General features: G+C 41.4%; 18 protein-coding genes and 1 riboswitch. Of the genes, 6 read left to right on the top strand and 12 right to left on the bottom strand.

Going from position 1 to position 20,390, the window contains the following annotated elements:
- Nucleotides 1–33: 33 nt before the first annotated feature.
- The 5 genes from MCT08_RS09955 to MCT08_RS09935 form a co-directional block, all read right to left on the bottom strand.
- Entirely contained in the window at nucleotides 34–888 is an 855-nt protein-coding gene (locus MCT08_RS09955) for a MurR/RpiR family transcriptional regulator (RefSeq protein ID WP_053310018.1), read from the bottom strand.
- Nucleotides 889–1,195: 307 nt separating this feature from the next.
- Nucleotides 1,196–2,845, bottom strand: coding sequence for a pyridoxal-dependent aspartate 1-decarboxylase PanP (panP, locus tag MCT08_RS09950; protein ID WP_274678340.1), 1,650 nt, complete (start codon nucleotides 2,843–2,845; stop codon nucleotides 1,196–1,198).
- A 101-nt stretch (nucleotides 2,846–2,946) separates the two neighbouring features.
- Nucleotides 2,947–3,459 (bottom strand): hypothetical protein, encoded by a 513-nt coding sequence (locus tag MCT08_RS09945; RefSeq protein WP_168522485.1) that lies wholly within the window; start codon nucleotides 3,457–3,459, stop codon nucleotides 2,947–2,949.
- An 87-nt stretch (nucleotides 3,460–3,546) separates the two neighbouring features.
- On the bottom strand, nucleotides 3,547–4,452 hold the full coding sequence (locus tag MCT08_RS09940) for a LysO family transporter (protein WP_274678339.1): 906 nt from the start codon (nucleotides 4,450–4,452) through the stop codon (nucleotides 3,547–3,549).
- Nucleotides 4,453–4,475: 23 nt separating this feature from the next.
- Nucleotides 4,476–5,396 (bottom strand): HDOD domain-containing protein, encoded by a 921-nt coding sequence (locus MCT08_RS09935; RefSeq protein WP_171375493.1) that lies wholly within the window; start codon nucleotides 5,394–5,396, stop codon nucleotides 4,476–4,478.
- 370 nt (nucleotides 5,397–5,766) lie between these two features.
- Between MCT08_RS09935 and MCT08_RS09930 the strand changes: the two genes are divergently transcribed.
- Nucleotides 5,767–6,354, top strand: a complete 588-nt coding sequence (locus MCT08_RS09930) for a TfoX/Sxy family DNA transformation protein (RefSeq protein WP_274678338.1) — start codon at nucleotides 5,767–5,769, stop codon at nucleotides 6,352–6,354.
- Nucleotides 6,355–6,422: 68 nt separating this feature from the next.
- Here MCT08_RS09930 and MCT08_RS09925 read toward each other — a convergent pair whose 3' ends face one another.
- The 3 genes from MCT08_RS09925 to MCT08_RS09915 form a co-directional block, all read right to left on the bottom strand.
- Nucleotides 6,423–6,968, bottom strand: coding sequence for a hypothetical protein (locus MCT08_RS09925; protein WP_274678337.1), 546 nt, complete (start codon nucleotides 6,966–6,968; stop codon nucleotides 6,423–6,425).
- Nucleotides 6,969–7,151: 183 nt separating this feature from the next.
- Nucleotides 7,152–7,649, bottom strand: coding sequence for a response regulator (locus tag MCT08_RS09920; RefSeq protein WP_053310011.1), 498 nt, complete (start codon nucleotides 7,647–7,649; stop codon nucleotides 7,152–7,154).
- Nucleotides 7,650–7,682: 33 nt separating this feature from the next.
- Entirely contained in the window at nucleotides 7,683–9,605 is a 1,923-nt protein-coding gene (locus MCT08_RS09915) for an ATP-binding protein (protein WP_261914633.1), read from the bottom strand.
- 171 nt (nucleotides 9,606–9,776) lie between these two features.
- Here MCT08_RS09915 and MCT08_RS09910 point away from each other — a divergent pair, with 171 nt between their 5' ends.
- Together MCT08_RS09910 and serC are read left to right on the top strand one after the other, a co-directional pair.
- Nucleotides 9,777–11,036, top strand: a complete 1,260-nt coding sequence (locus MCT08_RS09910; protein ID WP_274678336.1) for a DUF945 family protein — start codon at nucleotides 9,777–9,779, stop codon at nucleotides 11,034–11,036.
- A 129-nt stretch (nucleotides 11,037–11,165) separates the two neighbouring features.
- The gene (gene serC, locus MCT08_RS09905) at nucleotides 11,166–12,263 is read left to right on the top strand and encodes a 3-phosphoserine/phosphohydroxythreonine transaminase (RefSeq protein WP_053310008.1); all 1,098 of its coding nucleotides are present in this window, start codon (nucleotides 11,166–11,168) and stop codon (nucleotides 12,261–12,263) included.
- Nucleotides 12,264–12,381: 118 nt separating this feature from the next.
- Here the strand turns inward: serC and purB are convergent, their stop codons facing one another.
- The 3 genes from purB to mnmA are packed head-to-tail and all read right to left on the bottom strand — an operon-like array spanning nucleotide 12,382 to nucleotide 15,564.
- Complete coding sequence (gene purB / locus MCT08_RS09900) at nucleotides 12,382–13,752, bottom strand: adenylosuccinate lyase (protein ID WP_053310007.1); 1,371 nt, start codon at nucleotides 13,750–13,752, stop codon at nucleotides 12,382–12,384.
- 53 nt (nucleotides 13,753–13,805) lie between these two features.
- On the bottom strand, nucleotides 13,806–14,423 hold the full coding sequence (gene hflD / locus MCT08_RS09895) for a high frequency lysogenization protein HflD (protein ID WP_053310006.1): 618 nt from the start codon (nucleotides 14,421–14,423) through the stop codon (nucleotides 13,806–13,808).
- Between the two features lie 19 nt (nucleotides 14,424–14,442).
- Nucleotides 14,443–15,564, bottom strand: coding sequence for a tRNA 2-thiouridine(34) synthase MnmA (gene mnmA / locus MCT08_RS09890; RefSeq protein ID WP_274678335.1), 1,122 nt, complete (start codon nucleotides 15,562–15,564; stop codon nucleotides 14,443–14,445).
- Between the two features lie 289 nt (nucleotides 15,565–15,853).
- On the opposite strand from mnmA, the gene MCT08_RS09885 reads away from it, so the two are divergent.
- Together MCT08_RS09885 and MCT08_RS09880 are read left to right on the top strand one after the other, a co-directional pair.
- The gene (locus MCT08_RS09885; protein ID WP_053310004.1) at nucleotides 15,854–16,123 is read left to right on the top strand and encodes a hypothetical protein; all 270 of its coding nucleotides are present in this window, start codon (nucleotides 15,854–15,856) and stop codon (nucleotides 16,121–16,123) included.
- Between the two features lie 102 nt (nucleotides 16,124–16,225).
- Nucleotides 16,226–17,530, top strand: coding sequence for an inosine/guanosine kinase (locus tag MCT08_RS09880; RefSeq protein WP_053310003.1), 1,305 nt, complete (start codon nucleotides 16,226–16,228; stop codon nucleotides 17,528–17,530).
- Between the two features lie 56 nt (nucleotides 17,531–17,586).
- On the opposite strand, the gene MCT08_RS09875 is transcribed toward MCT08_RS09880, so the two are convergent.
- Nucleotides 17,587–18,000 carry an H-NS histone family protein gene (locus MCT08_RS09875; protein WP_053310002.1) on the bottom strand — a complete coding sequence of 138 codons (414 nt, stop codon included), beginning with the start codon at nucleotides 17,998–18,000 and terminating at the stop codon, nucleotides 17,587–17,589.
- Nucleotides 18,001–18,418: 418 nt separating this feature from the next.
- Nucleotides 18,419–18,602, top strand: a riboswitch (Lysine riboswitch).
- A gap of 116 nt (nucleotides 18,603–18,718) precedes the next feature.
- Here MCT08_RS09875 and MCT08_RS09870 point away from each other — a divergent pair.
- Nucleotides 18,719–20,314: a Na+/H+ antiporter NhaC family protein gene (locus MCT08_RS09870; protein WP_168522468.1), complete on the top strand. Its 1,596-nt coding sequence runs from the start codon at nucleotides 18,719–18,721 to the stop codon at nucleotides 20,312–20,314.
- Nucleotides 20,315–20,390 lie beyond the last annotated feature (76 nt).

Raw genomic sequence — 20,390 nt, 5'->3', positions numbered from 1 at the left:
AAACGGAGCCAGTGGTAACGGCTCCGTTCAAGATTAAAATTGTGATAGCTTATCGTAACGTGAATCTTTCAAAGCATCTTTCACACGCTTTAAATTTTCACGAAAGCCAGAGCCTCTGCGCAAAGTAAACCCTGTGGCTAGTACATCAATGACGGTCATTTGTACGACACGGCTGGCCATTGGCATATAAACATCCGTATCTTCTGGTACATCAAGTGAGATCGAAAGTGAACTGGCTTTATCCAATGGCGAGTCTTTCGCCGTGATAGCGATAACCGTTGCGCCATTTTCACGAGCAAGATTCGCTATCTCAACCTGGCTTTTTGTTCTACCAGTATGAGAAATTAAGACGATGACATCATTATCAGTACAGTTAATGCAGCTCATACGCTGCATAACGATATCTTCAAAACAAGTGATCGGAATATTGAATCGGATAAACTTGTTCTGGGCATCTTTTGCAACTGCAGAAGAGGCTCCTAATCCAAAGAAAGAGATGCGCTTAGCTTGAGTAAGCAGATCCACCGCACGGTTGATTTGCATGGGATCTAAGCTATTTTTGGCCACATCCAAACACGCCATGGTTGATTCGAAAATCTTATGCGTATAAGCATCAGGACCATCTTCCTCTTCAACATTACGGTTTACATACGGAGTTCCGTTAGCAAGGCTTTGTGCTAAGTGAAGCTTGAAATCAGGAAAACCTTTGGTGTCTAAACGGCGACAGAAACGGTTCACTGTGGGTTCGCTGACATCAGCCATTTTAGCCAGTGTCGCGATACTTGAATGAATCGCCGTTTGTGGTGAAGCCATAATGACCTCAGCAACTTTACGTTCCGACTTGCTAAAATTTTCCAAGTTTTTTTGAATTTTTTCTAATGTATTCATAGTGTTCACGCGGGCGAAGAGAACAACTCGTTGATTTTTCCAATGATCCTCTTGGGAGAGTGGAAATAATGCATTTCCAAAAAAGGGGGACTAAACCAACGCCATGAAGGGAGTATAAACCTAGGTTGTAGAATTCTGTAACAATTCAGCTCATCAATTGATGAGAATATGACAAGCCTCAAACAAAATTTCATGAAAACTACATATTTGAGGTTTAAATAGAGGGAAAATGAATTTTTTGGCTAATTAATGATTAATTAGTTACAGCAAAAAGAAATAAATTTTCAATTTGCTGTAACTGTTCACGTTAAATTTGGCCAAGGATCTGCTGTGATAGCTGGTCAATTTTAAGCATAAGGTTAGGGGCTAATTTGACGATCTGGCGTTGTTCTTCTAAAACGGAGCCTAATATTTCATTGGTAGTCAGTGGGTTAGCCAATACAACACGAAAAACTATAGTATCCAATTTGTCCCAGTGCTCTGGGTTTAAGCGGGTACGAGAAACAAATGAACGACCCGTTTCTCTTTGTTTTTTCTGTACAAATTGAGTGAGCTCGTTGAGTAGTTCGTTCAGTTTTGCTTTTTGTTCAGCGGTCGACAACTTGAGAGCTTTTTGCGTTATTGGAGGAAGGTAACGATAGGTTAGCAAACAAAGCTCGGGTTCAGAGATTAACTCAAAATCGTTTTGTTGTTTAATCAAATCGGCAAAATAGCGTGCTTTATTAATACTTTGATCGATCAATAGCTCATAACCCGGCCGACTGATGATATGCATACTGGCATACACCAGCATAGCCATACCAGAGCGAGACCCTTCCAATGTGTGGCTACCGAGATCTTTCGACCCTTTGCGCAAAATATACTGCGCGTGATGTTCAATGGAATGCATTGCGTCTGGGTTTTTGAATAACACCATTCCTGCACCCATCGGGATATATAACTGCTTATGTGCGTCAATTGTTACTGAGTCGGCGAGTTCAATACCATCAAGTAAGTGGCGGTAGTTATTCGACATTAACGTTGCGCCGCCCCAAGCTGCATCAACATGGAAATGGCAGTTTTCTTGCTGGCAAATAGCCGCAATATCTTTTAACGGATCGATTGTGCCAGTTTCAGTTGTACCAGCAACGCCAATGACAGCAAACGGTTTAATCTTATCTATTTTTAGCTGGGTGATTTTCGCTTGTAAGTCATCAGGACACAGTCGATTATTATTATCAGTTTTAACTGAAATCAGGCTGTCTTGACCAATCCCCAGTACATCCGCTGCTTTTTTCAGAGAATAATGGCCGCGTTCAGACACTAATATCGCCAGTCCATTATATCCATAATATTGCATTGCCTTAAATAGGCCTTCTTTTTCAACGCCTTTAAAATCACCTTGTGCTTTAAGTGCATTATTGCGTGCCACCCAAAGAGCAGTAATGTTCGCGATGGTACCACCCGAGCAAAATGCGCCAAGTGAGTGCTCTGCACTGTGCATCCATTGTGAATAAAAAAGGTCATTTTGCTGATAAATCAAACGGTGCAGCATACCCAGCACTTGACGTTCTAAGGGGGTAAATGCTTTGGATGTTTCGATTTTTACCAAGTTTTGATTCAAGGCAATCATGATTTTTGACAACGGCATTAAGAAATAGGGCAATGCCGAGGTCATATGACCAATAAAACTTGGCGCAGCAGTGTGAACCGAATGAGAAACGAGCGTATCAAGTAGGTGCTGCGTGTGTTCAGACACAAATTCAGGCGCTTCAGGGATGTGCGCATTAGAGAAATCTTTCTCGATTTCTTTGAGTGGTTTTTCTTCGGCAACAATGTGTTCACGCAGGAAAAGATTAAGGTTGCGTGAAAGCTCTGCTTCAATTTTTGTCAGTGTAGAGTCGGGGCCTTCAGGCACGGTGAAGATTCGTAGTAAGCTCTCGAAACTCACATCTGCAGTTTTCTGTTCGGATACCATACAGCGTCGTAATTTTTATTTGTTATGGAAAGCGATCGGCACAATCTAAACGAAAACGGGACAGATGTCCCGTCTTAATTCGGTTGGGCGGTGGGCTTAGTTTATTGGCACTTGTTCTTTTCTAGCGTTGAAATTGCATCGTTGTAGCGATTGAGTGCCGCATCGATTTGCTTGGGATGGCTGAGTAATTCTGCAAGTGCTGAGCGTAGTTCATAATTCTTTTCGTTCGGTGCAGTTTGTCGATCTTCAAACGTGGTTTTTGCTATTTGGCCAAGTTCATCGCTGCGTGAGGCGAGTACTTTAACGTCATGCTGTTCCAGTTTCAGCCAAGCTTCAACAGGTTGAGAGGTGGCGACTTTGGATGGATCGTTTTGAAGATAATAATGTACGGCTGCTCGACTGAGTTCGAAGTGATGTTGACGCCCTTGTAAGAACCATTGGCTTACTTCTTCAAGATCTGGATATTGCTTAGTAACTAGATCTGTTAAATCGCTGTACCAAGTTAATGATGCATCAATATAGGCATCGTACTTTTTATTCAGACATTGATTATCAGCAGCCATTGCCATATTCGTAGATGCTGCAAGTAGTAGGGCAACAATGACACGTTTCATAAATCTTCCTTTTTGAGCTTTTGTTATTGTGTGGGAGTTTACTCCCTAATTATGAGTGTAAATAATGATTAAGGTGATTCCTGAGACCTAGCCTGCAAGTGATACAAAGAACAGCATCAGAATGGGCACGAGTAAGCTGAGAATAAAGCCACTGACGATAGCGATAGGGACACAACGCACACCACCTGTTGTTTGAATCACTGGCAATGTAAAATCCATCGCGGTTGCGCCAGCATAGCCAATAGATGTACAGGGTTTAGAGCGAATCAACATGGGGATCATGACTAAGGCAATGAGTTCTCTTAATAGCTCAATCATAAAAGAAGCCCCGCCATAAACAGGGCCGAAGGCATCACCCATTAAAATTCCAGCCAGTGAATACCAGCCAAATCCTGATGCCATTGCGAGCCCTCTATATACTGGGATCTCTAAAATCATCGCTGAGATGATACCGCCAATCCATGAGCTGACAATGATAACTGAGGCGATGATCATGCCATGTTTATTAAGTAGGATTTGTCTGAGTGTTAATCCACTATTTCTTAATTGGATACCAATGAAAAAGAGTAAAATAAATAGAATCCATTCACTGGCAGTATCTACCCAAGTGAGATCTAACGCTAAAACGACACCGATGGTTAGTCCACCCCCAACAACTAAAATCAGTTTAATGGACTCTAAGGCCATATTTGAAAGTGGAAGTTTGGTGTGATTTGCATCGGTTTTGATCGGCCAAAACTTGTCAACAAACGGCAAAACCAACAGGTTGCATAAACCGATCGCTAAGAAAAATACGGCAGTGAATTTGAGGATCAGCTGTAGGTTATCGCCGAGGTTATCAAGTGCGGCTAAACTGAGCCCCATAAGGAACAGAATGACATAGACTAACCAAGAGGTCGTTTTGTTCAACGCTGACAACCATTGCTGATTGGTTATAGAAAATAGATACCCCACGACTAATGGAGCAAAAATAAATAACATCCCTGAGAGCATCTAATCCTCTGATTATCTTTTATTTAAAAACCGCTCGCGCTAATGACATCGCTCAGCTTTGATTTGAATTCAATCTCGCTTAAATTACTGAGGTTGTACAGTACTTCAGCACCTGTCGCATTAATTTCAACTTCATGCTCATCAATATCGTCGTCTTGTCGGCGAAATAAGAGCAAGTGGTGTGCAATGCGTGCCACATCAAGGTAACTGACTTCATGAGAAGATGCGACTAAAGATTGATTTCCGGCCACTTCTAGGAAATCTGAGTCAAAACCCCAATTTCGTAAAACCAATTGACTGGTCTTCGAGCAGCGAGACTGGAAGATTTGTAGCGCAATCTCTTGATCTAGATAATTTCCGTTCTGTAGATATAAGTGATATTCACTGACTAAACAGAACAGTCCAATATCAGCCAATAGACCAACTAATAGTGCTTTTTCTTGCTCTAAATGTTGATATTTAGCCGGTTCAAGTAGTTTAAAGGCTTGGGTGACTAAAACCATTGTAGCACCGAGCTCTTTTGATGCCGATGCACTGTTAACTAGTATTTTATTGCACGCTTTGCTCAGGTTTACGGAGTGTTTAAGCTGTTCAATGGCTTGTGCTGTCACAATATCGCGAACTCTTAGAATACCCAAGCGGGATACCGCAGTAATTAAGTCAGTGCAGGTAATATTGCGGCGATTAAAAACAACGGAGTTTGCTACACGTATAACGATGGCTGCAAGCCCTGGGTCTTCTAATAGACAATCGGCCACATCCGATATTCCTGACGATTCTAACGTGCAAAGCTTCTGAATTTTTAGAACGACATCCGGAATTGGCGGTAGCGAAATTTTCCCGGTGCTAATTGAGTGTTCAACTAACTGAGCAAATTCGCTTTCTAGTCCTTGGATGAGCATTTGGCGATGTTCGGGAAGCCAATAAAAAGATAAGTGATTCATAGTAATGTGCTCAATTTGTATTAGGGGCATTTTACCGTTTGCTAATCTAAATAAGCAACCAATTACATCAGCCTACGGCAATTTGTTCCTATTTGGTCAAAATTAAGTGCCTCAAATGAGGCTGTATGTGTCAAAGAAAGTACACTCACAAATTGATACTGTGACGCTGGTCATATAAAACAGATTAAATATAGTAATGGATGTGAGATATGCCCAGACTTATTTCGTATCGTTAACTATGATATGGGTATATAAAGGCAAGCTAATATTACATAATTAAATAACTTGCCGTTGAATTATTCATTTTTTCGCTAAAAAATCCGCTGCTATCTGGTGATCACGTTTAATCGGGGAATTTGATTAAGGATCAATGGATATGACAGAGCAAGCATTTTTCGATTATGTAATTAAGTTTGGCGCTTTCCAAAAGCGTTCTATGTTTGGTGGAGTGGGGTTGTTTCAAAATGAGGCGATGTACTCTCTTATCAGCGAGGAGCGTATTTTTATCCGCGGTGGTGGCCATCTTGATAGCATGTTGACTCGCTTAGGCTGTGAAAAGTATAAACACGTCAAAAAGCAAACCACAGCAACGGTGAACTACTATGATATTACTGACCTTTTTGTTAGTGAAAATGAAGAGCTTGATGCTATCGTTGCCCACTCAATACGGCACTCCGTAAAGCAAAGAAGTTTCCAAAAATCTTCTGCTAGTCGGCGTTTGCGTGATTTACCAAACATGCAGTTAACACTCGAGCGCATGGTCAAAAAAGCTGGTGTTGCTGATGTCGAGACATTTATAGAATTAGGGGCATCAGAGGTTTTTTCTAAGGTGAGAAAAATCTATGGCAGCGACGTGGATGTTAAATTACTTTGGAAATTTGCGGGCGCAATCGAAGGTATTCACTGGAAACTGTTACAAGAGCCTCGTAAGCGCCAGTTATTGAATCGTTGTTCGTAAACAATGAGGATAATTGACTGTCACAAAAAGCCAAGACACTTATTCTTGGCTTTTTGTATAACAATTCGTTAGAACTTAAAGCGAGTAGTGAACATCAATTGCTCACCATACGCATCGTTAATGCGAGCTTCAGCCCCGATGGAGAATAATTCCGTGGCGTGGAAGCGAGCATAGAAAGACCCAATCCAGTCATCATCATCACCAATTGAGACATAACCGCCGTTGCCACCTATTTCAAGTTGTGGTCCAAGCCATTGACGAATACCTAGATTTAGCTCTATTCCGGTATCGGTGCTGCGATTTTCACTATCGAAGATGCGAAACAACATTTCACCAGTAAAGTCTGTCCAGTTGGTGATGGGAGCGTGAAAACCAAAACCAGCTGCAGCATCAAAATCGCTTTTAAATTCAGAGTCAATACGGGCAACAATATGAGCATTTGGGTGGATAGACTTACTTATCGCTGCACCAAATGTTAATGGGGCGACTCCAATGCGAGCATCCACATAGTCATAATTAAAGTTGCTCATAATCGTTGGGCTGTTTCGGTCGACTTCAGCCAATGTTTGCCCAGAAGCAAGCAGTAGTGCTGCCGCAATGATCGTTTTACGCATAGTCACTATAAACCTATATTTTTTAGTTTAGTTCCATGGTCAGTAGTGGAAAACCCACTGTGACATTAATCAATTAAGACATCATAGTGCATAGTGAGCTATTGCCACCACCAAAAAATGTCATTCTTTTGTCGTCTTGGCAAAAAATAAGCAAAGAAAGTGCCATTTTCATAAAGAATAGGGTTATTCGCCAAAGTTAATGCGGTTTTCTGCGATGGCATTAAATATTTTTTCGGCATCTAAAACTCGCGCCCATGGCATTAACTCGGATTCATTGGCAATCATATACTGCGTTAATTGGTCTTTTATTATTTCTCGCAGCTTATCGCCATTCCAAGGCTTGGCAACGTAAAAATGCAGGCTAGAGTGATTGACAGCTTCAACCGTATCTTCTAAACCTGCTTGGCCTGTTAGCAACACTTTTCGAGTCTGCGCTGTCTCTTCGTTTTGACTTAATTCTATCAAAAAACTAATCCCAGTTTGCTCTGGCATGATGTGGTCACACAGTATCAAGGCGAGTTTTATATGTTGAGCTTGGTTTTCTGCAATAACTTCTTTTGCTTCAGTAACCGATTCCGCAGCTTCTACGATGAAATATTCTTCGAAGCAGTCTAAGTCTTGCATCACACTATCTAAAACTTCTCGTTCATCGTCGACACATAGAATCAAGAATTTGTTCATGATTTTCTCCTTTATCAAAGCCACTGAGACGGATTAATTAATTGGTAGCCAAACTGTCATTGTGGTGTAGGTGTTTTTTTTCGATTGAACCTCAAGCCAGCCTTTATGTTGCTGGACAATTTGTTGACATACAGATAAACCGATCCCAAGACCAAAGTTGCCCTCTTTTTTGGTGGTGTAGTTCAATGTGAAAATATTGGATTTTTGCTCGTCATCTATGCCACTGCCGTTATCTGTGAAGCTAATAGTGACAAAAGGGCGATCATCGTGTCTCGTTTGTTTGGTTGTAATATGTAATACCCCATGTTCAGGAAACGCATCAATGGCATTGGATATTAGGTTGGTCCATACTTGTTGCAATGCGATGGGCTGGCAGGAAACAAGGGGTAATTGCGCATACTCTTTTTCTACGCTATGCCGTTTAAGGCGGTTTTCAAAGATCACTAAAGTGTCTTCGATACCTTCATGAATATCGACTCTATGAAGGGTTTCATCGTCTGGTCGCGCATAACCTTTTAAGCTTTTGACCATATCGGCAATGCGCTGTGCACAAACATTTATGGATCGTAACGTGCTGCCAGTTAAGAAGTAACTTTCTAAATGCTCTAACCTTTCCAATGCGTTATCTGGCGAGTTTTTGGCTAATTGTTTGAGTTCGATATCATCATCAAGATTCAACTTGACTAGCTTTTTGGCAACCAAACGGTTTTTTATTTCCACTTCAAGAGTTTTGGCTCGGGTTCGCTCTTCGGCCGTTGATGTCGGTTTGGCCTGTAAAGCGGCTTGAAGTAATTGACTGCCCTTATTTTGTAGTGATTGGTTGCTCGTCGCATTCACTATCAGCTCAATTTTATTGGATAATGTTTCAGTCCCTCGCAAGATGGCGGCAATTGGATTATTCAACTCGTGAGCAACGCCAGCGACAAGTTGCCCTAACATCGCCATCTTTTCTCGTTCGATAAGCTGTTGATGAGCCGACTCCAATGATTCAAGCGTCTTTTGTAGTTCTAGTTTTGTGTTAATACTGCGTTGCAGGCGGCGATTGAAGTGGCGCAATAATAAGTTGGTAAAAAGGGGCAGTAACCGTGTGTCAGAATGCATGACCTTGGAAAAGACATCTCGGTCTAACTTAATTACATCAGTTTTGGTCAAAGTAATGGCGGTGGAAAAGGATTTTTCTCCGGTAACGAAAGACATTCCACCGACAATATTCCCTTTTTTATGTCGAACCACTTCTCGCTGTTGACCAAGCTCATCCTTTTTATATAAAGCGACCTCTCCTTTGGTAATGAACCATAAGAAGCGGTTGTCTTCGCCCTCTTTAGTCAGTAGGTGCTCTGCTGAATAGGTTCTACAAGCATGAGTTTCATCTTCATTTTCAAAAAATTGATGAAGAGCGCCGATTACTTGCTCGGCTAATTCACTGTCAGAAAGCTTGTGGTAGTCAGAGATGAAGCCATCTCTGTAGCTGCGCATTTTATTGTCAATATGTGCACGTAAAATACGCTGTTGATCAAGTACCGTGCTGTAATTGAGAATGTTCTCTTTATCGTTCTCTAAAATATAAGTGGTGAGCTCTTTGTGAACGGTTTTGTATAATATTTGGTCGGGGACTGGTTTTGTTAAACAATGATCAAGACGTCCTTCATTGACGGCGCTTAGAATAGCTTGAATATCTTGTCCGCAACTGATCAATACCTTACGAGCTGAGCGAGTGTGCTCAGACTTATCGAGGTGAGTTAAAAAATCTGCGCCATTAAATGCTTCGTGGTGACTGGCGATAACCAAAGCAATGGTTTGCTGCTGCTCTTGTAAATACTCAAGTGTTTGTTCTGCTTCTTCGATGGATTCGGCAGTATGTAAATCAAATTTAAGCGCAAATGGCGCCAGTTCAAAGCGCAGTTGATCAACACTGATAGGGTTGTTATCTAAACAAAGTAGTGCGTAATGATTCACTCGAGCCTCTAGAGTCATGGCGATTTATTCTACTGTAGCAATTATCTAAAATTGGGTTTGAGAGCTAGGTTTTAGAATTTCTCATCCTCTAGCAATACTCTGACTTAACTCTATGTTTTGGTTTTTATTTCTTTACGGTAGACTGAGTGAAACTGTTTAGGATAGAAAACTATGAAACAATTAAAAATGATTGGTGCCGTAGGTGGCGCAATCTCTCTCGCGCTATGTTGGCCGCTTGCTGTGGGTCAAATTGGGCATAATGTCATCAGCGATGGGATAGCAAAGCTCTCTTCCTCGGCTTTTCAGGCCGAGATTGTTAACTATGATCGCGGTTACCTTTCCTCTAACGTTCAAACACGTTATCAGATAATCGATGAGGGACTAAAGCAACAATTGGTAGCTGACGGCTTGCCAACTGAGTTCCTAGTTAATAGCAAGGTTGAGCATGGTCTTATGAGCTTAACGGCTCATTCATCATTAGTGGATACACCTGATTTTCCGTTAAGCTTGATCAGTACAACGCAACTTAATGGTAATACGCAATATTCCTTTGCATTAGATAGCTGGCATTATGCGACACAAGATGGCCAAATGGTGGTGTCGACTTCACCTGCAACATTAGAAGGGGCGGTCACTGTGCTAGGTGAAATATCCTACCAACTTGATGTTCCATCAGTCGAACTTGACTTTGCGAGTGGTGAGAAAATGGCGCTTTCTCAAGTGTCTGGTCAAGGTGCAGGTAAACAAGACAAAGGTTTTTGGTTGGGAGATCAGTCACTGGCTTTATCACGTTTGAGTGTTGTTGATGGGTTCGAAAACAGTGTGCTTGATGTGACTAATGCCACCTATAAATTCGACTCTTCAATCAATGGCGAACTTGCCCGCTTTAGCAGTAATCATGTTGTCGTGTTGGAAAAACTGCTTTCAAATGACGGTGAAGTGAATGATTTAAATATTGATTTCACCTTGGGTGACTTAGACAGTGAATCATTGGAAAAACTCACCACACTATACCAAAATAACCCTGCATTGTCGGAACAAGATATTCAGCAGGCCTTACCTTATATCGAGTCTTTATTTGCGAAAGGTTTCTACCTTTCTATGAATAAAATGGCGCTAAAAATCGCTAGTGGTGAGTTTGAATCAAAATGGAAAATCGCTGTACCGGAAGGAACCAATGATATATTGCAAGACCCAAGTATTATTTTGCCAGCGTTAGTGGGTAATGTTGATACTTTTATTTCGAATCAATTGGTCGAAGATTTTCCATTCATTAAACAAGGCATCGATGAACTTGTTATCATGGAAATGATGGTTCAAGAGGCTGATGGATATCGACTTCAAGCTGAAATTAAACAAGGAAATCTGGAGTTTAAAAACGGCAAGCAACTTCCACTGGTTGCCTTGTTGATGCCAGTAATGCTTGGTTAATGTCAGTAAAGTAATGCTTTTTCCCTATCAATAAAAAAAAGAGGTCACATGACCTCTTTTCTCGCTTTTTATCCTGTGCAAAAAGTGTTATTAATCACACTAATTGTCGATAGTAGGAGCAAGGACTTCATGGAACCAAATCAAACGGACACTGTTTATAATTTTAGTGCGGGCCCTGCGGGTTTGCCAAAAGCGGTAATGGAAAAAGCACAAGCTGAGTTTGTGAATTGGAATGAACTTGGCACGTCCGTGATGGAAATTAGCCACCGTAGCAAACCATTTATCAAAGTCGCTCAAGATGCGGAACAAGATCTACGCGATTTATTGAATATTCCTGATAATTATAAAGTCTTATTTTGCCAAGGTGGTGCACGAGCTCAGTTTGCCGCCGTGCCTCTTAATTTACTTGGTGACGCAACTAAAGCAACCTATATAGATGCTGGTTATTGGGCAGAAAGTGCGATTAACGAAGCGAACAAATACTGCGAACCTGATGTGTTTAATGCCAAAATCACTAAAGATGGTAAGGCTGCTGTTATCCCTGCCTGTGATTGGAAAATTGACCCTGAATCCGCGTATGTTCATTTTTGTCCGAACGAAACGATAGATGGTATTGAAATCAATGATCTTCCTCAAACGGATAAGCCGATTGTGGCCGATATGTCTTCAACTATTCTTTCTCGTCAAATTGATGTGTCAAAATACGGTGTGATTTATGCGGGTGCACAAAAGAATATAGGCCCGGCAGGCATCTGTATTGTGATTGTGCGTGATGATCTTCTGGGATTGGCTAGCGATGTTTTACCGACGATTTTGAACTATAAAGTTCAGGCAGAACAAGACTCCATGTTCAATACACCACCGACATTTGCTTGGTATTTGTCAGGCTTGGTATTCAAATGGTTGAAAGAGCAGGGTGGTGTTCAAGCCATTGAATTGATTAACCATGAAAAAGCAGCCTTATTATATAACTGTATTGATGAGTCTCCATTTTATCGTAATGAGATCCACCCAGATAACCGTTCTCTAATGAATGTCCCTTTCCAATTAGCAAAACCTGAGCTGGATAGCGTATTTTTAGAGCAAGCAGAGGCACGCGGTTTAGCTTCACTAAAAGGTCACCGTGCGGTTGGTGGTATGCGTGCTTCTATCTACAATGCAATGTCATTGGAAGGGGTTCAAGCGCTGGTTGATTTTATGCACGAATTTGAAAAGCAATATGCATAAAAAATAATTGATATCACACCAAGAGCACATCGTCTGCTGTATGAGCAAAGACTGTTGTGTTGATAAACGAAAGCCCACGAATATCGTGGGCTTTGTCATAGAGAGTCGCAGCTAAGTCTTACAGCTTATCTGTGAGTTCGATAGCTTGACCAATATAGTTGGCTGGTGTCATCTCTTTCAAGCGTGCTTTTTCAGCTTCTGGTAGCTCTAAGCCGTCAATGAAATTACGCATTGCTTCACCATCAACACGCTTACCACGTGTAAGTTCTTTAAGCTTCTCGTATGGCTTTTCAATACCATAGCGGCGCATCACGGTTTGGACTGGTTCTGCTAATACTTCCCAGTTTTTATCCAGCTCTGCCAATAGTGCATCACGGTTAACTTCGAGTTTGCTAATGCCTTTTAGTGTTGATGTGTAAGCGATAATTGCATAGCCAACACCCACACCTAGGTTACGTAATACTGTCGAATCAGTTAGGTCACGCTGCCAGCGTGAGATAGGCAGTTTTTGAGCCAAATGACCGAATACCGCGTTAGCTAGACCAAGGTTACCTTCGGAGTTTTCAAAATCGATTGGGTTTACTTTATGCGGCATGGTTGAAGAACCGATTTCGCCAGCGATGGTTTTTTGCTTGAAATGACCCAGTGCAATATAGCCCCAAATATCACGATCGAAATCAATCAGAATGGTATTGAAACGAGCAACGGCATCGAACAATTCTGCAATGTAATCATGAGGTTCGATTTGTGTTGTATAAGGGTTCCACGTTACGCCCAAGCATTCAGTGATAAATTGTTCACTGAAATGATGCCAATCAACTTCAGGATAAGCTGATAGGTGAGCGTTATAGTTCCCCACTGCGCCATTCACTTTGGCTAAGATCTCAACATTAGCAATTTGCTTATATTGGCGCTCCATGCGGTACGCTACGTTAGCCATCTCTTTCCCCATTGTACTAGGAGAAGCTGGCTGGCCGTGGGTACGAGAAAGTAACGGAATATCTCGGTACTCTTCTGCTAGCTTACGGATTGCATCAATGATGTTACGAATTTCAGGAAGAATAACGGTGTCACGTGCTTCTTTTAGCATTAAAGCGTGAGAAGTATTGTTAATGTCTTCAGAGGTACAAGCAAAATGAATGAATTCGTTGACGGCGTGCAGCTCAGGCATCTCTGCCACTTTTTCTTTTAAGAAGTACTCTACAGCCTTAACATCATGGTTCGTCGTGCGTTCAATTTCTTTAATACGAGCAGCGTCTTCTTCACAGAAGTTTGCAGCAATATTATCGAGGAATTGATTCGCTTCTGCGCTGAATGCTGGTACTTCAGCGATTTCAGCGGTTGCTGAAAGCTTCTGTAGCCAACGTACTTCAACGATGGTGCGATATTTGAGGAGACCAAACTCACTAAAGATACTGCGTAACGCAATCGTTTTACTTCCGTAGCGGCCGTCTACCGGTGAAACAGCAGTCAAGGCTGACAGTTCCATGTTTTTCTCCTGAATTTGAGGTTAAGTATGAGAGTGAATTCTTTGCATTGAAGCTAGATACGCGCCAAAAGTATTTGTGCTTGTTCGATCATTTTCTTACGACCGAAAATCAAATGGCGACGTTTTCCTCCAACTTGGCGCCACAATACCGCGCAGCGGATCCCCGAAAGGAGCAGCGCTCGTACTTTGTGCTGAGTTGAAGTTTGTTGTAATACTGTAGGGGTGCCGGTGACTTGGATACGCGGCCCAATAGGGCTAATGACATCAAGATAAATACTGGCTATATTGCTGACCATCTGATCGTCTAACAAATCAAAATGTTCGATTTGACGTTCGGCGGTTTGGATCCGATCGCCAAGTTGTGACATTGCATCTCGGCGACCATCTAATTTACGTTCTAATGCCATTAGACTAATGATGTAACGAGTAAGCTCACTGCCAGAAGGCGTGCTATCAATACCTTTGACTAAGCACTCAAGGCCAACCTTAAGGTTAGCCTCAGAGCCAAAAACATCGAGAGTATTACTTGGGTTAGTGCTTAAAATAGCCGTTAGAGAAGTTTCAAACGCGTCTGAATCACAGTGACCATTTTTCGCGACTTGTTGCACTAAGGCAACCGCTTGGCAGATACCGGCAAATGCGATGGTACGGTCATAAATGGTGTTAGCCACGTAATTACTCCTAAATCAATTAAATGCGCTGTTCAATAATTCCGCCACCAAGACAAACATCGTCTTTATAGAAAACGGCAGATTGACCCGGGGTGACGGCGACTTGAGGCTCGTCAAAAATAACTTTTATATTGTCATCATCAATAGGGATGATAGTACATGCAATATCCGTTTGACGATAACGTGTTTTCACTGTGCAGCTCAATGGTTCCGTAATTGGCGTACGATCAACCCAGTGTAATTGTGATGCGATCAAACCTTGAGACTTAAGCAATGGGTGATCAGCACCTTGCACCGCGATAAGAACATTACGTTGCAGATCTTTCTCTGCGACATACCATGGGTCTTCATTACCACCGCCGCCTTTTTGGCCACCGATGTGCAACCCTTTACGCTGACCTAAAGTGTGATACATCAAACCTTGGTGCTCACCAATCACTTTACCTTCTGACGTTTCAATTTTACCCGGCTGGGCAGGTAAATAGCGAGATAAGAAATCAGTAAATTTGCGTTCGCCAATAAAACAAATGCCAGTTGAATCTTTTTTCTTCGCAGTAATTAGATCTTGTTCTTCAGCAATACGGCGAACTTCAGGTTTTTCTAAATCACCAACAGGGAATAGGCTGCGTGCAACTTGTTCGTGACTTAACGTATAAAGGAAATAGCTCTGGTCTTTATTGTTGTCCAACCCACGTAACATTTGTGGTTTTTCATTGCCTTCAGGGAAGGTGCGACGCACGTAGTGACCCATAGCAATGTAATCGGCATCAAGCACTTCGTCGGCAAATTCTAGGAAGGCTTTAAACTTGATTTCTTTGTTACAAAGAATGTCTGGGTTAGGCGTACGCCCAGCTTTGTATTCAGCGAGGAAATACTCAAATACGTTATCCCAGTATTCTGCGGCAAAGTTAATCGTGTGCAGGTGGATACCTAGTTTGTCACAAACTGCCTGTGCGTCAGCGAGATCTTCTGCTGCCGTACAATATTCCTCATTGTCGTCTTCTTCCCAGTTCTTCATGAACAGGCCTTCAACTTGGTAACCTTGCTCTTTAAGAAGATACGCGGAAACTGAGGAATCAACACCACCGGACATGCCGACAATGACTTTCTTTTGGCTGTTTGCGCAGCGGTTATCTGACATTACTAAATACCACTAAATTGACTTGGATGCAGATTCTATCAGAAAGATTTTAGTGGGGACAGATCCGAGACTGCAATCACACTTCTATTACGCTTAATTGCTGTAGTTTCCACCAGTATTAAAGATAAATTAATTTTAGAGTTCTCTAATTGCCTATGGCATAGTGCATGAAATTCTCGATATTCTCTTATAGGGTTGGGTTTTCTGTGATGACTTACATCACTTGAAATGGCACATATGGTTTGCCAATAATTTCAACCTATTAGTTAGATTTATATAAGGCAGCAACATGCAAGATGAAAACCAAATAATGGATGACGCGATTCTGATTGAAACGGTTGAAAATCAACTCGCAGAAGGAAATCCAATCAAAGTAAAAGAGACATTAATGCGTCTGATGATGACAGGGAGTAGCCGAGAAGATGCGGTGGCATCAATGGCGTGTGCGCTAGCGATTGAAGTTTTCGATGTGATGAAAAATGAAGGTGAATTCAATTTAAAACGTTATTCTGAGCATTTGGATATGCTACCAGATCTCAGCTTCATGGAAGGTGAATAAAAATAACCATCAGCAAACGTTTGCTATAACCGACTTAGTTGCCGCGCAATTGGGTGCGCGGTAGAATCGCGCATCCTTCACCCCTTTACTCAGACTTACGTTATGAAATTTCCTGGTCAACGCAAATCCAAGCATTACTTTCCTGTTCACGCTCGCGATCCTCTTGTCATTCAATCACAAGAAAATAAGAAGATGTCGCGTACACATATTATTGGTATTGACCAAACCTTGGTCGATATAGAAGCGAAAGTAACAACAGACCTAATTGATAAATATGGGCTTAGTAAAGGGCACTCATTAGTTATTGATGATCAAAAAGCCGAAGCGCTTTATGTCGAGCTAAAAGAAAATAACTTAATTACGAATGAGTATGCCGGTGGCACTATAGGTAATACATTACACAATTATTCGGTGTTGGCCGATGATCGATCTACCTTATTAGGGGTCATGAGCCAGGATATAAAAATAGGCAGTTATGGATACCGTTATCTATGTAATACATCAAGTCGTATGGATTTGAATTATTTACAAGGTGTGGATGGCGCTATTGGTCGTTGTTTTGCGCTAATTACTGAAGATGGAGAGCGTACTTTTGCCATTAGCGAAGGGCAGATGAATCAACTTACCCCGGATAATGTGCCTGAAAAAATATTTCGTAGTGCTTCGGCATTAGTTATCACGGCGTATCTTGTGCGTTGTAAAAAGGGCGATCCGATGCCTGATGCAACAATGAAGGCGATTGAGTACGCCAAAAAATACGATGTACCAGTGGTATTAACACTAGGGACAAAATTTGTTATTCAAGACGACCCTCAATATTGGCAAGAATTTTTGCGTGATAATGTCACTGTCGTTGCTATGAACGAAGATGAAGCAGAGGCTTTAACCGGTGAAAGTGATCCGCTTGCTGCATCGAATAAAGCGTTAGATTGGGTTGATTTAGTATTGTGTACCGCAGGTCCTGTTGGACTGTTTATGGCCGGTTATACCGAAGATTCAGCAAAACGAGAGACGTCATTGCCGCTATTGCCAGGTTCGATTCCTGAATTTAACCGTTACGAGTTTAGCCGCCCAGCATCAAAAATAAGCTGTGAAAACCCAATCCGTATTTATTCTCATATTGCACCTTATATGGGTGGACCTGAAAAAATTAAAAACACGAATGGTGCCGGTGATGCGGCTTTATCGGCCTTATTGCATGATATGGCCGCCAATAAATATCACAAAGAGAATGTACCTAATTCAAGTAAGCACCAGAACGACTTTTTAACCTATTCATCATTTTCTCAAGTCTGTAAATATTCTAATCGTGCGAGCTATGAAGTGTTAGTGCAACATTCTCCACGTTTATCTCGTGGTTTGCCTGAACGCGAAGACAGTTTAGAAGAAGCATATTGGGAACGCTAATGTTCTTACAGATAATAAAAAGGCTCCGATAGGGAGCCTTTTTATTTAATTGATAATTAAATCTCAAATTCTTCTAGAGACTTACCTGCATCAAGTTGCTCTTGAATTGCAGAAGGTGTACGGCCTTGACCAGTCCACGTTTTTTCATTGCCGTTATTATCGACATATTTATATTTTGCAGGGCGAGGTGCGCGTTTACCTTGAGCTTTTACTTTGCCTTTTGTTTCACCAGAAAGTGCTGAAATTAATGCGCTAACATCAATACCATCTTTTGCAATTTGTTCTGCAATAGCTGCAAGTTTGGCTTCTTGTTCAGCGCGAGCTGAACGTTCTTCCTCTTCTGATTCTCTACGCTCTTGTACAACAATCGTTAATTTATCTAGAGCTTCTTCAAGTTGCTCAAGAGTTAGTTCACGAGAGAAAGCGCGTAGGCTACGGATATTTAGTAGAGTTTTTGTTAATTCAGACATGACTATTCCTATAAGATTTAATTTAGTCGACAAGGTAATAATAAACTGAGGAAATTTTTCTTACAATATTAAGTTCAGAATATTAATAAAAAAACTTATTGGAAATTGTTTTTTACAAAAAATATGAAACTAGCCAATGATTCTTCAGTTTCATACTTAAGTAGCAGGTATTACAAGATTATCAATGTTATTTTCAGTCGCTGATAAATTTGTTTTCTTATTATATCTTCGTGATATACCTTGCATCGACTTATGAAAATAGTATCAACACTTGCTTATCAGTGTGATCTGAAATGATCCAATTTAAACTGGATCATCTGTTGCAATGAGTTTGTTGTTAAGTACAATGACAACCACCTAAAGCGAAGTAAGGAATGAATCGTTGTTAAAATGACTTAACAATGGTTTTTTGTACTTTCTTTGACGTAGAGGCGCGATAGGAATTAGTAACTTTTGCTGGGGTGATACCAATGAGCAGAAGTGAAAGGTTTTGTCGCCGAAGTGAGTGTGTATATTAAAACTACTCGCTGGGGTTGTATTCGAATAGGAACAACACTGCCATAGTCTATTATTTTGTTAAACTATGGAGCGCTACTGTAGGGTTGGGTGAAGTGTTCGCTTCCCTTTCGCTTAGTTCAACATTAATTGCGTTGAAATGATTTCTCGTAATTTGTCTGCAGTAGATCTCTGACCATTTACTTACTGGTTTTTGAAGATCATGAATTTAATCGATTTTGCATCATCTCCCTTATCGCTATTACCGCCATTAGTGGCGTTGAGTTTAGCCGTTATTACCCGCCGTGTTCTGGTGTCGCTTGGTGTCGGCATTTTGCTAGGCGCGTTACTACTCACCAATTACTCGGTAGTCGATGGTAGCAGCTACGTTGTAACTAAAGTAGCTAGTGTGTTTGTGGAAGATGGTGGTCTCAATACTTGGAATATGAGTATTGTCGGATTTTTACTCTTATTAGGCATGATGACAGCGTTGCTGACATTGTCTGGTGGTACCCGTGCTTTCGCTGAATGGGCGCAGGTACGAGTCAAAAGCAAACGCGGTTCAAAATTGCTTGCTGCATTTTTGGGTGTGTTTATTTTCGTTGACGACTATTTTAATAGCTTGGCAGTAGGCTCAATTTCTCGCCCTGTTACTGACCGTTTTTATGTTTCTCGTGCCAAGCTTGCCTATATTCTAGATTCAACTGCAGCACCGATGTGTGTTGTGATGCCAGCTTCGAGTTGGGGTGCTTATATCATGACTATCATTGGTGGCATTCTTGTTTCTCATGGTATCACTGAATATTCAGCGCTGGGTGCATACATCCGTCTAGTGCCAATGAATTTTTACGCTATTTTCGCTTTGCTGATGGTGTTTGCTGTGGTTTGGTTCCAGTTGGATGTTGGCCAAATGCGCAAACACGAAATGGAAGCTTCCCAAGGTCGTGGCTTTGATGATGACAATGATAGCCAGCAAGCTCATGATTTAAATGAAGAGCTAGACATCAAAGAAAGCGAACACGGCAAAGTTTCTGACCTTATTTTGCCAATTGTACTTCTTATTATTGCCACTATTTCAGCGATGTTATACACAGGTGGTCAATCATTGGCTGCCGATGGCAAAGCCTTTGACTTGTTTGGTGCATTTGAAAATACAGATGTAGGCACTTCGCTTATTTATGGCGGTTTAGTCGGCTTGGCAATGGCACTCTTTACTGTATTTAAGCAACAGTTACCAATGATTGATGTTGTGAAAACATTGTGGATTGGTGCTAAGTCTATGTTTGGTGCCATTCTAATTTTGGTTTTCGCTTGGACGATCGGTTCTGTAATTGGTGATATGAAGACTGGCGCTTACATGTCTTCACTTGTTCAAGGCAACATCAATCCTCACTGGTTGCCTGTTATTTTGTTTTTGCTTTCAGGTCTGATGGCATTCTCTACAGGTACCTCTTGGGGTACGTTTGGTATTATGTTACCGATAGCGGGTGACATGGCGGGAGCTACAGACATTGCGCTTATGCTACCTATGCTAAGTGCTGTACTTGCGGGTTCTGTGTTTGGTGACCACTGCTCACCGATTTCTGACACCACAATTTTGTCATCCACAGGTGCTCGTTGTAATCATATTGACCATGTATCCACACAGCTTCCTTACGCTTTAGCAACCGCCTTGGTTTCTTGTGTCGGTTTTGTCGTGTTAGGTATGACGGCGTCGGTACTGATCTCCTTTAGTGCCGCTTCGGTTGCCTTTGTGGTTGTATGTTTAGTGCTTGCATCTTTATCTCGTTCAAAAATTACGAATTATGAAAATGCATAGTTTTTAATATGAAAAATTAATAAAGGGGAAGGTAAAACTTCCCTTTTTTAATGTGTTAACTAGTATTTTTACGAAA

Origin of the sequence: Vibrio aestuarianus (assembly GCF_028858425.1) — a bacterium.
GTDB lineage: Bacteria > Pseudomonadota > Gammaproteobacteria > Enterobacterales > Vibrionaceae > Vibrio > Vibrio aestuarianus.
The sequence above is the reverse complement of the archived record's forward strand: the minus strand, read 5'-3'. Positions and strand labels throughout refer to the sequence as shown.